The organism is Streptomyces sp. NPDC057565, assembly GCF_042801455.1.
GTDB lineage: Bacteria > Actinomycetota > Actinomycetes > Streptomycetales > Streptomycetaceae > Streptomyces > Streptomyces yanii.
On the sequence record NZ_JBHVFU010000190.1, the window covers coordinates 1 to 1,137 of the forward strand.

2 protein-coding genes are annotated in these 1,137 nt (G+C 68.3%); one reads left to right on the forward strand and one right to left on the reverse strand.

The genetic code is table 11. From position 1 onward, the window contains the following. Positions 1 to 403, forward strand: a 403-nt coding sequence (locus ACFU8W_RS52525; protein ID WP_384053025.1) for a winged helix-turn-helix transcriptional regulator, incomplete at its 5' end; no start/stop codon positions are given. Positions 404 to 519: 116 nt separating this feature from the next. On the opposite strand, the gene ACFU8W_RS52530 is transcribed toward ACFU8W_RS52525, so the two are convergent. Further along, the coding region (locus ACFU8W_RS52530) for an IS5 family transposase (protein ID WP_384053027.1) at positions 520 to 1,137 on the reverse strand (618 nt) is incomplete at its 5' end.

The window sequence follows — 1,137 nt, forward strand, 5'->3', positions numbered from 1 at the left end:
CGGCGGGCGCCGACACTTCCGCGAGCTGCTCAGCCACTCCGAGGAGGGGATCGCGTCGAACATCCTCAGCAGCCGTCTCAAGGCCCTCGTCGCCGGCGGTCTCCTCACGCAGGAGCAGACCGAACGAGGACGCCGAGCGACCTACAGCCTCACAGAAGCGGGCATCCAGACAGTCCCCATTATGGTCGCGCTCGGCTCCTGGGGAATGCGGCACCGCCCGACCACGCCCGAACTCAGCGTCCGCGCTCGCCTCTTGGAGGACGGCGGTCCGCACCTCTGGGAGGACCTCATGGACGAACTTCGCGAGGTGCACCTGGGTATTCCCCGCCCGAACCCCAACCACCCCCGGGCCTCCGAACTCCTTCAGGCAGCCTACGAGCAGGCACTCACGGAGGCGCACTGACACACCCCTCCGGCCGGCATCAAGATCGCTTGGAGTACTGGTCCTCCGCCGATACCCATCTTTCCGCGCGGGCGGCCTGACGATGGTCTTTAGAGTCCGCGCGGACAGGCGGCAGGTCATGGTCGGCGTCGGGGGCGTTCCTCCCACCGGTGGGTGGTCCATGCCTGCCGGATCAGGCTACGGACGGTGATGATCGTGTCGGCGAGGTCGAAGAAGGTGTCGATGACGGTGGTGCGCCGCTCGTAGCAGCGGGCGAGCCGGTGGAACGCGTTCTGCCAGGCGTGGGTGCGTTCGACATGCCAACGCTGACTGGCCTGGATGGGCGCCTTCTCCCCTTTGTGCGCGATGCGTCCGTGCAGGCCGCGTTCGTTGGGCAGAGCGCGGGTCTTGTCCGAGTCGTAGCCGGCGTCCAGGTGCACGGTGATGTCGTCGGGCAGCGGCCCCAGGTCATCCAGACGGTCCAGGGTCGGGGCGAGCAGCGAGGAGTCGTGGCGGTTGGCACCGGCCAGGACACGGCCCAGGGGAATCCCGTACCCGTCCGTCATGCCCGAGCGTTTGAGGCCCTGTTTGCCGCGGTCGACCGGTGAGCGACCGGCCGCCTCGCCGCCTCCGGGGGCCTTGGTGATGGAGCCGTCCACGGCGATCTGATCGAGGACGAGGCCGACGATCCGGTCGTAGGACTCCAGCGCGATCTGCTTGAGCCGGGCGAACACGCCCAGTCGTATCCACTCGTC